Annotated in this window: 15 protein-coding genes; 13 read left to right on the top strand and 2 right to left on the bottom strand. The window is 70.6% G+C overall.

The window, feature by feature from the left end:
- The first annotated feature begins 11 nt into the window (after positions 1–11).
- From Q9S36_RS02530 to Q9S36_RS02510, 5 genes are all read left to right on the top strand, one after another.
- A complete protein-coding gene (locus tag Q9S36_RS02530; protein ID WP_036309185.1) occupies positions 12–335 on the top strand; it encodes a DUF2469 family protein in 324 nt (107 codons plus the stop codon).
- Positions 336–425: 90 nt separating this feature from the next.
- Positions 426–788 (top strand): YraN family protein, encoded by a 363-nt coding sequence (locus Q9S36_RS02525; RefSeq protein WP_311283809.1) that lies wholly within the window; start codon positions 426–428, stop codon positions 786–788.
- Complete coding sequence (locus Q9S36_RS02520) at positions 785–2311, top strand: YifB family Mg chelatase-like AAA ATPase (RefSeq protein WP_311283808.1); 1527 nt, start codon at positions 785–787, stop codon at positions 2309–2311. Before Q9S36_RS02525 ends, Q9S36_RS02520 begins: the two co-directional genes overlap by 4 nt.
- Positions 2308–3474: a DNA-processing protein DprA gene (gene dprA / locus Q9S36_RS02515; RefSeq protein ID WP_396653720.1), complete on the top strand. Its 1167-nt coding sequence runs from the start codon at positions 2308–2310 to the stop codon at positions 3472–3474. The genes Q9S36_RS02520 and dprA overlap by 4 nt, the downstream gene beginning before the upstream one ends.
- A gap of 70 nt (positions 3475–3544) precedes the next feature.
- A complete protein-coding gene (locus Q9S36_RS02510) occupies positions 3545–4444 on the top strand; it encodes a tyrosine recombinase XerC (protein WP_311283806.1) in 900 nt (299 codons plus the stop codon).
- An 18-nt stretch (positions 4445–4462) separates the two neighbouring features.
- On the opposite strand, the gene Q9S36_RS02505 is transcribed toward Q9S36_RS02510, so the two are convergent.
- Positions 4463–4960, bottom strand: coding sequence for a M23 family metallopeptidase (locus Q9S36_RS02505; protein WP_311283804.1), 498 nt, complete (start codon positions 4958–4960; stop codon positions 4463–4465).
- Between the two features lie 287 nt (positions 4961–5247).
- On the opposite strand from Q9S36_RS02505, the gene rpsB reads away from it, so the two are divergent.
- The 8 genes from rpsB (at position 5248) to Q9S36_RS02465 (ending at position 11083) form a co-directional block, all read left to right on the top strand.
- Positions 5248–6126: a 30S ribosomal protein S2 gene (rpsB, locus tag Q9S36_RS02500; protein ID WP_253034403.1), complete on the top strand. Its 879-nt coding sequence runs from the start codon at positions 5248–5250 to the stop codon at positions 6124–6126.
- 78 nt (positions 6127–6204) lie between these two features.
- Positions 6205–7032: a translation elongation factor Ts gene (gene tsf / locus Q9S36_RS02495; protein WP_064001970.1), complete on the top strand. Its 828-nt coding sequence runs from the start codon at positions 6205–6207 to the stop codon at positions 7030–7032.
- 87 nt (positions 7033–7119) lie between these two features.
- Positions 7120–7839, top strand: a complete 720-nt coding sequence (pyrH, locus tag Q9S36_RS02490) for a UMP kinase (protein ID WP_064001971.1) — start codon at positions 7120–7122, stop codon at positions 7837–7839.
- A 55-nt stretch (positions 7840–7894) separates the two neighbouring features.
- Positions 7895–8449, top strand: coding sequence for a ribosome recycling factor (gene frr, locus Q9S36_RS02485; RefSeq protein ID WP_217532011.1), 555 nt, complete (start codon positions 7895–7897; stop codon positions 8447–8449).
- A 7-nt stretch (positions 8450–8456) separates the two neighbouring features.
- A complete protein-coding gene (locus Q9S36_RS02480) occupies positions 8457–9488 on the top strand; it encodes a phosphatidate cytidylyltransferase (RefSeq protein ID WP_253034404.1) in 1032 nt (343 codons plus the stop codon).
- A complete protein-coding gene (locus Q9S36_RS02475; protein ID WP_311283803.1) occupies positions 9485–10042 on the top strand; it encodes a DivIVA domain-containing protein in 558 nt (185 codons plus the stop codon). Before Q9S36_RS02480 ends, Q9S36_RS02475 begins: the two co-directional genes overlap by 4 nt.
- Before the next feature lie 42 nt (positions 10043–10084).
- Positions 10085–10798, top strand: coding sequence for a lytic transglycosylase domain-containing protein (locus Q9S36_RS02470; protein WP_311283802.1), 714 nt, complete (start codon positions 10085–10087; stop codon positions 10796–10798).
- A gap of 3 nt (positions 10799–10801) precedes the next feature.
- Complete coding sequence (locus tag Q9S36_RS02465) at positions 10802–11083, top strand: hypothetical protein (RefSeq protein ID WP_217532004.1); 282 nt, start codon at positions 10802–10804, stop codon at positions 11081–11083.
- On the opposite strand, the gene Q9S36_RS02460 is transcribed toward Q9S36_RS02465, so the two are convergent.
- Positions 11084–12157, bottom strand: a complete 1074-nt coding sequence (locus Q9S36_RS02460) for an AI-2E family transporter (protein WP_217532096.1) — start codon at positions 12155–12157, stop codon at positions 11084–11086.
- Positions 12158–12174 lie beyond the last annotated feature (17 nt).

Raw genomic sequence — 12174 nt, 5'->3', positions numbered from 1 at the left:
ATGGAGTCACCATGGATGACGAAGTCTTCGAGGACTACGACCGCGAACTCGAGCTGGCCCTGTACAAGGAGTACCGCGACGTCGTCGGTCAGTTCCAGTACGTGATCGAGACCGAGCGCCGGTTCTACCTCGCCAACGAGGTCAACGTCGTCCGCCGCGACACCGAGCACGACTTCTACTTCGAGATCTCGATGAACGACGTGTGGGTGTGGGACATCTACCGCGCCGACCGGTTCGTGAAGTCTGTGCGGGTGCTCACCTTCAAGGACGTGAACGTCGAGGAACTCCAGCGGCGCGACTTCCAGCTGCCGGAGGAGCTCTCGCTCGACGGCTGAGTCTCCTCCCCAGGAGTCGTCCTTTCGCGTTCGTCCACCGGGGCGGGTCGACGACCCCGTTCGCCGGGACGGGCGGGCCACGCTGGTCGCATGGCAGCGAAAGACGACCTCGGACGGGCCGGTGAGGAGCGCGCCGAGCGGCATCTGCGTGCCGGCGGGTATCTGATCCTCGACCGGAACTGGCGTACCCACGGCGGGGAGATCGACATCGTCGCGGCGCACGGGGCCGATCTCGTGGTCGTCGAGGTGAAGACCCGCCGGGGGGAGTGGTTCGGGCATCCGTTCGCCGCCGTCGACGCCCGCAAGCGGGATCGCCTGTGGCGGCTTGCCGCTGCGTGGATCGTGGCACACCCGGAGGCGGCCCGGGGACGCCGACTGCGACTCGATGTCATCGGCATCACGGGACCCGACCCGGAGTCGGCCGTGGTGGAGCACCTCGAGGACCTGCGATGAGCCTGGGGCGCACGTGGTCGGTCGTCCTCACCGGGCTGGTCGGCGACATCGTCGAGGTGGAGGCCGATCTGTCGAACCAGGTGCCGGGCTTCTCCATCATCGGATTGGCAGACAAGGCGATCGGGGAGGCGCAGCAGCGCGTGCACAACGCGTGCGCGAACAGCGACCTTCCGCTGCCGCGGCGACACGTGACGGTCAATCTGTCGCCGGCGAACCTCCCGAAGCGCGGATCCGCGCTGGACGTCGCCGTCGCGATCGCCGCGGTGGCGACGGAGGCGCCTCTCGACCGGCAGTCGCTGGCCGAGACCGTCCACCTGGGGGAGCTCGGGCTCGACGGTCGTCTGCGCCCGGTCTCCGGCGTGCTGCCCGCGGTCCTGGCGGCCGCTCGCGCAGGGTTCCGTCGCGTCATCGTGCCGCACGCGAACCTCTCTGAGGCGGAGTTGGTCGACGGGATCGAGGTCCGCGGCGCGGTCAGCCTGCGTGATGTCGCCCGCGCTCACGGCCTCGACGTCCCCGATGTCGTCGCCGAACCCGTGCCGGCCCCCGAGAGCGCGCCGGCGGAGGAGGAGTCGGTCCCCGATCTCGCGGACGTCATCGGGCAGAGCGATGCGGTCGAGGCGCTCATCGTCGCCGCGGCGGGCGGACACCACGTCCTCATGAGCGGTCCGCCCGGGGCGGGCAAGACGATGCTCGCCCGCAGGCTGCCCGGGCTCCTCCCGGACCTGGATGACGAGACGGCGTTGCAGGTCGCATCGATCCGATCGCTCGCAGGTCTGCCCGTCACCACCCTCCGGCGGCGACCGCCCTTCGAGGCGCCGCACCACACCGCATCCGCCGTCGCGCTCGTCGGGGGCGGCAGCCGCATCCTCCAGCCGGGGGCGATCGCGAGGGCGAGCGGCGGCGTGCTCTTCCTCGACGAGGCCGGGGAGTTCAGCGGCCACGCGCTCGACGCCCTCCGGCAACCGCTCGAGTCCGGTCGCATCGAGATACACCGGGTGGGGTTCCGCGCCGTGCTCCCGGCCCGCTTTCAGCTGGTGGTCGCGACGAACCCCTGCCCATGCGGCAACTACGGGATCCCCGGGGGCGTCTGCTCGTGCCCGTCGCTGGCCATCCGCCGCTACCTCGGCAGGCTCTCCGGTCCGTTGATCGACCGCATCGACATCGAGCTCGGTCTCCAGCGGGTGTCGGCGACGCAGACGGTGGGCGCCGGTGTCACGAGCGCCGCCGCCCGCGAGCGCGTCCGGGCGGCACGCGACCGCGCACGACGACGGCTCGCCGGCACACCGTGGACGACCAACGGCGAGGTCGACGGCACGTGGCTGAGATCGGGACCTCTGCGCGCCGCGCCCGAGTCCACCAGGCCGCTCGACGACGCCCTGCACCGGGGATCGCTGACGCTGCGCGGGTACGACCGCGTGCTGCGCGTCGCGTGGACCCTGGCGGACCTCGCCGACAGGGAGTGCCCGGACGCGGCCGACATCGGCGGAGCCCTGTTCCTGAAGCGCGGGGCGTCGTCGTGCTGACCGTGAGCCTCGCTCGGCAGCGCGAGCGATTGGCCGGTCTCGTGCCGGAAGGCGTCCTCGCGGACGAGGATGCCGTCGCCCACCATCACGCCTGCGCCGTCTGGTCGTGCCTGACGGAACCCGGTGACGGCGTCGCGGGATCCCTCATCGCGGAACTCGGCGCGGTCGCTGCGCTCCACGTCGCGTGGGGGAGCGGCGGGCCGACCTCGGCGGAGCTCGAGGCGGGAAGACGGCGGTGGCATGCGCGGCGCGACTCCGTCGAGGATGCGTTCGATCGCGCACGCCGAGTGGGCGCCCAGCTCCTGGTCCCCGGCGGTGACGGGTGGCCACGGGAGGTCGACGATCTCGGCGTCCACGCTCCGCGCGCCCTGTGGGCACGCGGTGACACCACCGCGCTGCGCGGTGCGCGTCCGGCTCTGGCCCTCGTCGGTGCGCGGGCCGCCACCGGGTACGGGGAGCACGTGACGGGGGAGTTCGCCACGCATCTGGTGCGCGCGGGCGTCCGCGTCGTCTCCGGCGGGGCCTACGGCATCGACGGCATGGCCCACCGTGCCTCGCTCGCCGCCGACGGCGTGACGGTGGCCGTCCTCGCCGGCGGTGTCGACCGCGCCTATCCGTCGGGCCATGCGGACCTCCTCGCGCGGATCGCCGCGGGTCCGGGTGTCGTGGTCGCCGAGGTGCCCTGTGGGACCGCGCCGACGAAATGGCGCTTCCTCCAGCGGAACAGGCTGATCGCGGCGCTGTCGGGAGCGACGGTCGTCATCGAAGCGGGGTGGCGCAGCGGCTCGCTCAACACCGCGGGGCATGCCGCCGCCCTCGGGAGACCCCTGGGCGCCGTCCCGGGACCCGTGACGAGCGCCGCATCGGCGGGGTGCCACCGACTGCTCCGCGAGTACGACGCGCGGTGCGTGACCTCCGCCGACGAGGCCCGCGAGCTCCTGGGACTCGACAGCCCCCGGGTCGACGCGTCCTCCGAACGGGTCGATGATGCGACGAGGATCCTGGACGCGCTGAGCGCCCGCAGCCCGCGGACCCCGGACGACGTCGCCCGTCGCGCCGGATTCGCCGCCGGCGAGGCCAGGGGCCTGCTGGCGCTGCTCGAGCTCGACGGACGCGCGCAGCGCGGACCGGAGGGGTGGCGCCGCGCCCCGGCGGCGCGGTGACCATCCGTCGGGCAGGGGCTTCCCCGCACGCCTCGCGCCGGAAGGGCGAAGGGCGAGGCATCCTGGGAGGATGCGGATGTCGGAGGCGGTCGAGCTTTACACGGAGCATCTGGCCAGGGTGCGGCGGCTGTCGCCGGCCACGGTCCGCGCCTACCGGGCCGACCTCGCCGACCTCGCGGCTTTCGCGGACGACCCGGCGGTCGCCGACCTCGACGTCGAGGACCTGCGCGAGTGGCTCTGGTCCGCCACGCAGCGCGGCATCTCCCGCGCCAGCCTCGCGCGACGCACCGCCTCGTTGCGCGGGTTCTTCGGCTGGCTGTCCGCCGAGCGGATGCGGGAAGACGACCCGACACTCCGCCTCGTGACGCCCAAGCGCGGTCGCACGCTACCGACCGTCGCCGCCGCGGCGGAGCTCGACACCGTGCTGGAAGCGCAGCGCGTCGGCGCCGACGGGACAGGAGACCCCGTCGCGCTGCGGGATGCGGCACTGCTGGAGCTCCTCTACGGCGCAGCCCTCCGCGTGTCGGAGGCCTGCGGGCTCGACCTCGGGTCGCTCGACCGCGCAGCGGCGACTGTCCGCGTCCTCGGCAAGGGCGGAAAGGAGCGAGTGGTCCCCTACGGCGCTCCAGCCGCCCGAGCCGTCGATGCGTGGTTGGTCCGCGGGCGACCCGCTCTTCTGACCGACCCCGGGATCACCGCCTTGTTCCTCGGAGCCCGCGGCGGCCGTCTCGGTGTCCGCACAGCCTACGAGGTCGTCCGTCGCACGCTCGGCCCCGTGATCGGCGCGGATGCCGTCGGTCCCCACGCCCTGCGGCATTCGGCGGCGACGCACCTGCTCGACGGGGGCGCGGACCTCCGGGCCGTCCAGGAGATGCTCGGACACGCGAGTCTCGGCACGACGCAGATCTACACGCACGTCTCGACCGAACGGCTCACCGCCGCGTATCGACTGGCCCACCCCCGGGCCTGAGACACCCGGACCTCCAGGTCAGCAGCACGGCAGCAGGATCGCTCTCGGCACCCGCCCGAGCAGCAGGAGCGGGTTGACGTACTCCCCGTCCAGCCGGACGCCGACGTGGAGCGTCCCTGCGGGCGCGTGGCCTCCCGTGGACACGGTGCCGATCGGATCACCGGCCTCCACCGCATCGCCCACGGCGACGGAGGGCGCGATCGGCTCGACGCTCGTGACCCATCCGCCGCCGTGGTCGATCGTGACGACACCGCGGTCGACGACCGTTCCCGCGAAGGCGACCACCCCCGCCGCCGGTGCGACGACGGGACCCGCCACAGGTCCGATGTCGATTCCCCGGTGGCCCGCGCCGTAGTCGTGGGCGGGGGCTTCGAACGGAGCGACCACGCTGGCACCCTCCGCCGGCAGTCGCCAGTCCGGCGCGCCGTCGGGGGCCGCGTCGACGCGCAGAGGTGTCAGCAGGACGAGGGTGGCGGCAGCCACCAGAGCCAGGGTCACGCGGCGGATCGAGGGCATGGCTCGATGGTGCTCCGCGACGTGGCCGGCACGGGCGTCCCGCTCGGCGACGGGGGATGGATGGTGGCGGGCGGCGGCGGGGGAGGAGGTCTCGTTCTTGCTATGCTGGTGGGGCACCCCGTCCGTCGGGGTGACTACGCGTGCCCACAGCGGCTCGATCCGACACCGTCGATCGACATCGCGGCATCCCACCCAACGGTCTCCTCCGGGAGCGGGTGCGTGCCGGGCACCAGGCTCGCCGCGACCATCGTCCGGCGCGATCAACCACAACGAACAGGAGAACGGCCATGGCCGTCGTCACCATCCGCCAGCTGCTCGACAGCGGCGTTCACTTCGGACACCAGACCCGTCGGTGGAACCCGAAGGTCAAGCGCTTCATCCTCACGGAGCGCAGCGGCATCCACATCATCGACCTGCAGCAGTCGCTCGGGTACATCGACAAGGCGTACGAGTACGTGCGCGAGACGGTCGCCCACGGCGGCACGATCCTCTTCGTCGGCACCAAGAAGCAGGCGCAGGAGATCATCGCCGAGCAGGCCACGCGTGTCGGTCAGCCCTTCGTCAACCAGCGGTGGCTCGGTGGTCTCCTCACCAACTTCTCGACGGTCTCCAAGCGCCTGGCGCGCATGAAGGAGCTCGAGGAGCTCGACTTCGAGAACCCGGCCGAGAGCGGCTTCACGAAGAAGGAGCTCCTCCTCAAGAAGCGCGAGCTCGACAAGCTCCACAAGTCGCTCGGTGGTATCCGCAACCTGCAGAAGACCCCGTCGGCGATCTGGGTCGTCGACGCCAAGCGCGAGCACCTCGCCATCGACGAGGCCAAGAAGCTCGGCATCCCCGTGATCGGCATCCTCGACACGAACGCCGACCCCGACGAGTTCCAGTTCCCGATCCCGGGCAACGACGACGCGATCCGCTCGGTCAGCCTGCTGACGCGCATCATCGCCGACGCCGCTGCCGAGGGTCTCATCCAGCGCCACAACCCGACGGACGAGTCGGCCGAGGCCGAGCCGCTGGCCGACTGGGAGCGCGAGCTGCTCGAGTCCGCTCCGGCCGAGCAGACCGAGGCCCCCGCCGCCGAGGCGCCCGCTGACGAGGCTCCCGCCGCGGAGGAGGCCGCTGAGGCTCCCGCCGCCGACGAGACCGCCGAGGCGAAGTCCGCCGAGTGATCGTTCCGCCTGTGCCCCGCCATCCGCGGGGCGCAGGCGCCTGGAAACACCCACCCAACTACTGAGGAGCCGCCACCCATGGCAAACTTCACCATCGCCGACATCAAGGCGCTGCGCGAGCAGCTCGGCACGGGAATGGTCGACACGAAGAAGGCGCTCGAGGAGGCCGACGGCGACCTCGAGAAGGCTGTCGAGATCCTGCGTCTCAAGGGCGCGAAGGGCAACGCGAAGCGTGCCGACCGCTCCACGAGCGAGGGACTCGTCGCCGCGAAGGAGCAGGACGGCAAGGTCACGCTCATCGAGCTGAACACCGAGACCGACTTCGTCGCGAAGAACGAGCGCTTCATCGCGCTGTCGGAGAAGGTCCTCGACGCCGCTGCCGCGGCCGGTGCCGACTCCGCCGAGGAGGCCCTCGCGGCCGACGCCGGCGGCAAGACCGTCGCCGACCTCATCTCGGACGAGGCCGCCATCATCGGCGAGAAGGTCGAGCTGCGTCGGGTGCGCACGCTGTCCGGGGACGCCTTCCAGGTGTACCTGCACAAGACCAGCAAGGACCTGCCCCCGCAGGTCGGCGTCGTCGTCGCCTACTCGGGTGACGACGCCGAGACCGCTCGCTCGATCGCGCAGCACATCTCGTTCGCGAACCCGACGTACCTGTCGCGCGACGAGGTGCCCGAGGCGGATGTCGAGAAGGAGCGCGAGATCGTCACCGAGATCTCCCGCAACGAGGGCAAGCCCGAGGCTGCGCTCCCGAAGATCGTCGAGGGCCGCGTCAACGCGTTCTTCAAGCAGGTCGCCCTGCTCGACCAGGACTACGCCAAGGACAACAAGCTGTCCGTCGCGAAGGTCGCGGCCGACGCCGGGATCACGGTCACCGGCTTCGCCCGCTTCAAGGTCGGCGCGTAAGCACATGAGAAAGGGGTTCGCATCGGATGATGCGAACCCCTTTTCCATGCCGTTCGATAGTCTCCCCATACACGAGAGGATCCCCGCGTGATCGACGAGAACACCGGACGCCGTCGCGTCCTTCTGAAACTGTCCGGCGAAGCGTTCGGCGCAGGACAGCTGGGGGTCAACCCCGATGTCGTCAGCCAGATCGCACAGGAGATCGCCGCAGCGGTCGACCGGGTCGAGGTCGCCGTCGTCGTCGGCGGCGGCAACTTCTTCCGCGGCGCCGAACTCAGCCAGCGCGGGATGGACCGCGGGCGCGCCGACTACATGGGCATGCTCGGCACCGTCATGAACGCGCTCGCCCTTCAGGACTTCCTCGAACAGGCGGGTGCGGCGACTCGTGTCCAGTCCGCCATCTCGATGACCCAGGTCGCGGAGCCCTACATCCCGCGGCGGGCGGAGCGTCACCTCGAGAAGGGGCGCGTCGTCATCTTCGGCGCCGGTGCCGGCCTGCCGTACTTCTCCACCGACACCGTCGCGGCGCAGCGTGCGCTCGAGATCGGTGCCGTCGAGGTGCTTGTGGCGAAGAACGGCGTGGACGGCGTCTACACGGCTGACCCGAGGACGGATGCCTCGGCCGAGAAGCTCGACACGATCACGTACCGTGACGCACTGCAGCGCGGGCTGAAGGTCGTCGACTCGACCGCGTTCAGCCTTTGCATGGACAACGGCATGGACATGCGCGTGTTCGGCATGGAGCCCGGCGGCAACGTGACCCGCGCCCTCCTCGGCGAATCGATCGGCACCCTCGTCAGCGTCTGAGGCAGGGGACGCCGCCGACTAGACTTAACCGGACGTACCGACGAATGGAGAGACCGTGATCGCCGACATCCTGGCCGACACGAAGACCCGCATGGACCGCGCCGTGGAGGCCGCCAAGGAGGACTTCGCGACCGTCCGCACCGGACGGGCGAACCCCCAGCTCTTCCAGAAGGTCCAGGTCGAGTACTACGGCACGCCGACGCCGCTCGCGCAGCTCGCGTCGCTCAACGCCCCCGAGGCGCGCACCCTCGTGATCACGCCGTACGACAAGTCCGCGCTGAAGGCGATCGAGCAGGCGATCCGCGACATGCCGAACCTCGGGGCGAACCCGACGAACGACGGCAACATCGTCCGCGTGACGATGCCCGAGCTCACCGCGGACCGCCGCAAGGAGTACGTCAAACTCGTCAAGAGCAAGGCGGAGGACGCGAAGGTCCACGTGCGCGGCATCCGCCGCAAGTCCAAGGACGAGCTCGACGCCCTGAAGGGCGAGGTGAGCGACGACGACCTCGCTCGGGCCGAGAAGGAGCTCGACGCGGTGACCAAGACGCACGTCGAGCTCATCGACGAGGCGTTGAAGCGCAAAGAGGCAGAACTCCTCGAGGTCTGAGAGCGCCATGTCCGAAGACGCACCGGGGAGCGCGGTCGGACCGGAGACGCCGCCGAGCAGATCCGAGCTGAAGCGGGCCGGTCGGGCGACGGGCGACCCGTCCTCGTTCCAGTCGCACGTCCGCGCGGCGCGCAGCGAGTTCGAGAGTCAGATCGAGCGCGCCCGGGTCGAGTTCGAAGAGGCCAACGAGCGCATCAACGCGCGATCGGGTCGCAACCTGATCATGGCGACCCTCATCGGCCTCGGCATCGGCGCGATCGTGCTGGGATCGCTCCTCTTCTGGAAGTGGGCGTTCATCGCGTTCGCGGTGCCGCTGTGCCTCCTCGGGGCGTTCGAGTTCTCGCGGGCCTTGCAAGCATCGGGCCGGCGGATCGACGTCCCCGCGCAGCTGACCGCCGGCGCGCTGGTGCTGGGGGCCGCCTTCGTCGGCTACCTCACGCAGTGGTTCGTCCTGTTCGCCGCCGTCGTCCTCGTGATCGTGTGGCGCCTCATCGCGCAGATGGCCGCCGGCGACGGTCGTCGCTACGGTGACGTCGTCACCGACGTCCTCGCGGGCGCCCTCGTCCAGCTGTACGTCGTCTTCCACGGCAGCCTGGCGCTCGTGATCCTGCGCCAGGAGCACGGTGAGCTGTGGTTGCTGGCCGTCCTCGTCATCGCGGTCTCGGTCGACACGGGGGCCTATGCGAGCGGGGTCGCTTTCGGGCGGCATCCCATGGCCCCGCGGATCAGCCCCAACAAGACGTGGGAGGGCTTCGCGGGTGCCGTCGTCGCGAGTCTGGTCGCCGGCGGACTGCTCGCCGTGCTGATGCTGCAGCTGCCGCTGTGGGCGGGTGCGGTCCTCGGGGTCGCGATCCTCGTGTCGGCGACGATCGGCGATCTCGGCGAATCGCTCATCAAGCGGGACCTCGGCATCAAGGACATGAGCTCCTTCCTGCCCGGTCACGGCGGAGTGCTCGATCGCCTCGACTCGATCCTGCCGTCGCTCGTCCCGGGTCTCGCCCTGTACATCCTCCTGAGCCCCCTGAGCGGACTGTCATGACCGAGCTCACCTCTCCCGCCGCCTTCCCGAAGACCTCGGGGCGTCGCAAGGGCTACGCCCCCCGCGCGGTCGACGAGTTCCTCGCCTCCGCGCGCGCCGCTTTCGAGGCCGACGACACCGACCTCACCTCCGCCGACGTCCGCGCCGCCGCGTTCCCGCTGGTGCGCGAGGGGTATGCGATCGACGCGGTCGACGCGGCCCTCGCCCGCATCGAGGATGCCTTCGCGCAGCGGGAGCGAGTGATGGCGATGAATCAGCGGGGCGCCCGCGCCTGGGTGGGGGCGTCCCGTGCGCTGGCGCAGGAGATCCTCGACCGCCTCTCTCGGAAGCCGCGACACCGCTTCCGTCGGGTTTCCCCGCTCCGTTTCGGGTACCGGGTCGACGAGGTGGATCTCGTCGCGGGTCGGATCGCGCGCTACCTCGAATCCGGGGAGGGGCTGACGATCGAACAGGTCCGTTCGGTCGCCTTCCGCATGCAGCTCCGCGGTTACGACGAGGCGCAGGTCGACGCCGTCCTCGACGCCGTCGTCGACGTCATGCAGTCCGTCGGTTGATGCGTGGCGGGTGCCGTGCGTCGCCGATATGATCGGGAGACTGTGACTTCCGGCAACGAGATCCTCCCATCGCGCGCCGGCGTCGCGACGCAGACCGTCCGGCGGTCCGGGCGCGCGGCTCCGCCGTCGCGCTGGTCTCGGCGGCGCGGCGTGCTGGCTGTCTTCTCGGTGGTCGCGACCGCCGGATTCGTGGCCGCGACGCTCGTCCCGCTGGTCTCGTTCCCCGATCCGGCCGAAGCGGCGCAACTCGACCCGCTCTCGCTCTACGCGTCGGCGGTCGAGGATGCGCAGCGGTATCAGGCCGGCGACGCCCCCGTCGTGGAGCTCGAGCGGGCGAGCGAGTACACGGTTTACGTGAAGCCCACCCCGACGCCGCCTCCGCCACCCCCGGCCGGGTCGTCCTCGTCGAAGCGGTCGTCCTCCTCCTGGCAGCCGCCGTTCGTCTCGCCGAATCCCGGCAGTGCGCAGGCCATCGCGTACGACATGGTCACCGCTCGCGGCTGGGGGGACTCCGAGTTCGCCTGCCTCGTCGCACTCTGGAAGAAGGAATCCGGTTGGCGGGTGAACGCGTACAACGCCTCGAGCGGTGCCTACGGCATCCCGCAGGCCCTGCCGGGCCGCAAGATGTCCTCGGTCGGATCCGATTGGGAGACGAATCCTGCGACCCAGATCACGTGGGGCCTGAAATACATCCAGGGTCGCTATGGCACCCCGTGCGGCGCCTGGGGGAAGTCGCAGCGCTCGGGCTGGTACTGAGCCGTGCCCCGGTCGAATCGGCGCAAGCCCAGCGGTCCGGACGCGTCGTTCGACCGTCTCCTTGCGGGCTGGAAGCGCACGGAGCAGCGCCGCGGTGTCGAGTGGACGGTGCAGCCGGTGTCCGCCGTCCAGGCGCAGAAGGACTACGTGTGCCCGGGATGCGGACGGACCGTGGCGGCCGGGACGGCGCACGTCGTCGTCTGGCGTGCCGACGGTGTGCTCGGGGATGCCGCGGACCTGGCCGCGAGGCGGCACTGGCACACGGCGTGCTGGCGGATCGCCTGATCAGAGTTCGTTCTGGCGGGGGATCAGCACCTGGCGGTAGATGATCAGAACGCTCGCTGCCACGGGGATGGCGATGAGCGCACCCAGCAGGCCGAGGAGCGATCCACCCGCGAGGGCGGCGATCACGACGACGGCACCGGGTACCGAGACGGCCCGACTCATGATCCTGGGGGAGAGGAAGTACGCCTCGACCTGCATGTAGACGAGATACCAGACGAGGGCGACCAGCGCGGTCAACGGCGACGCGAGCCCCAGGCAGGCGAGCACGATGATGGCGGATCCGGTCAGGGTCCCCACCAGCGGGATCAACGAGAAGAAGAAGGCGATCACGGCCAGGACTGCGGGGAACGGCGCCTTGATGATGGTGAGGAAGATGGCGCTCAGGATGCCGTTGATCGCGCCGAGGACGACCTGCCCCATGACGTAGTAGCCGACGGATGCCGTGATCTGCTCGGAGAGGCCGACGAAGCGCTCGCGCTTCGACGCCGGTGCCAGTTGGTAGACGGAGCGCTTGAGGGAGCGCATCGAGGCGGTGAAGTAGATCGTCAGGATGAGGACGATGATGGTCCCCGTCGTCGTCGCGACGATCCCCGCACCGAAGGAGAGCAGGCCGGTGCCGAGGGCCGCTCCGATGTCGGCGAAGTCGAGCCCGTTCCACCAATCGTTGACGTAGCCCAACACCATGTCGACCTGCAGCAGGGGGAACGTGTGCGCGAGCCAGTCCCGCGCGACCGTGACCGGGTTCCACTCCTGATCGACCGCGCTCTCCACCAGTGTCTGGATCTGCTGGACGAGCTTGGCGATCTGGTCGACGAGGACCGGGACCACGATGAGCACGAGCGCCGTCGCGATGGCGAGGAGGCCCGCGAAGGTCGCCAGCAGCGCGCCCCAGCGGGGGAGTCCGCGGCGTTCGAAGAACGACACGACGGGGTCGAGTCCCAGGGCGAGGAAGAGGGCCGTCCCGATGTAGAGCAGGACGGTTGACAGGGTCTGCACCCCGGTGAGGATGAGGACGCCGACGCCCACGCCGAGGGTGGCGATCAGCGCGGTGCGGAACGGATGCTGGATCTTCACGGTGCCCTCTCCCAGGT

It is taken from the genome of Microbacterium sp. ARD31 (assembly GCF_031844425.1).
This window is presented reverse-complemented; position numbering and strand designations above follow the sequence as displayed.

Coding starts and splice junctions, on each gene's coding strand:
- Q9S36_RS02530 (WP_036309185.1), top strand. CDS start 12: ATGGATGACGAAGTCTTCGAGGACTACGACCGCGAACTCGAGCTGGCC.
- Q9S36_RS02525 (WP_311283809.1), top strand. CDS start 426: ATGGCAGCGAAAGACGACCTCGGACGGGCCGGTGAGGAGCGCGCCGAG.
- Q9S36_RS02520 (WP_311283808.1), top strand. CDS start 785: ATGAGCCTGGGGCGCACGTGGTCGGTCGTCCTCACCGGGCTGGTCGGC.
- Q9S36_RS02510 (WP_311283806.1), top strand. CDS start 3,545: ATGCGGATGTCGGAGGCGGTCGAGCTTTACACGGAGCATCTGGCCAGG.
- Q9S36_RS02505 (WP_311283804.1), bottom strand. CDS start 4,960: ATGCCCTCGATCCGCCGCGTGACCCTGGCTCTGGTGGCTGCCGCCACC.
- rpsB (WP_253034403.1), top strand. CDS start 5,248: ATGGCCGTCGTCACCATCCGCCAGCTGCTCGACAGCGGCGTTCACTTC.
- tsf (WP_064001970.1), top strand. CDS start 6,205: ATGGCAAACTTCACCATCGCCGACATCAAGGCGCTGCGCGAGCAGCTC.
- Q9S36_RS02480 (WP_253034404.1), top strand. CDS start 8,457: ATGTCCGAAGACGCACCGGGGAGCGCGGTCGGACCGGAGACGCCGCCG.
- Q9S36_RS02475 (WP_311283803.1), top strand. CDS start 9,485: ATGACCGAGCTCACCTCTCCCGCCGCCTTCCCGAAGACCTCGGGGCGT.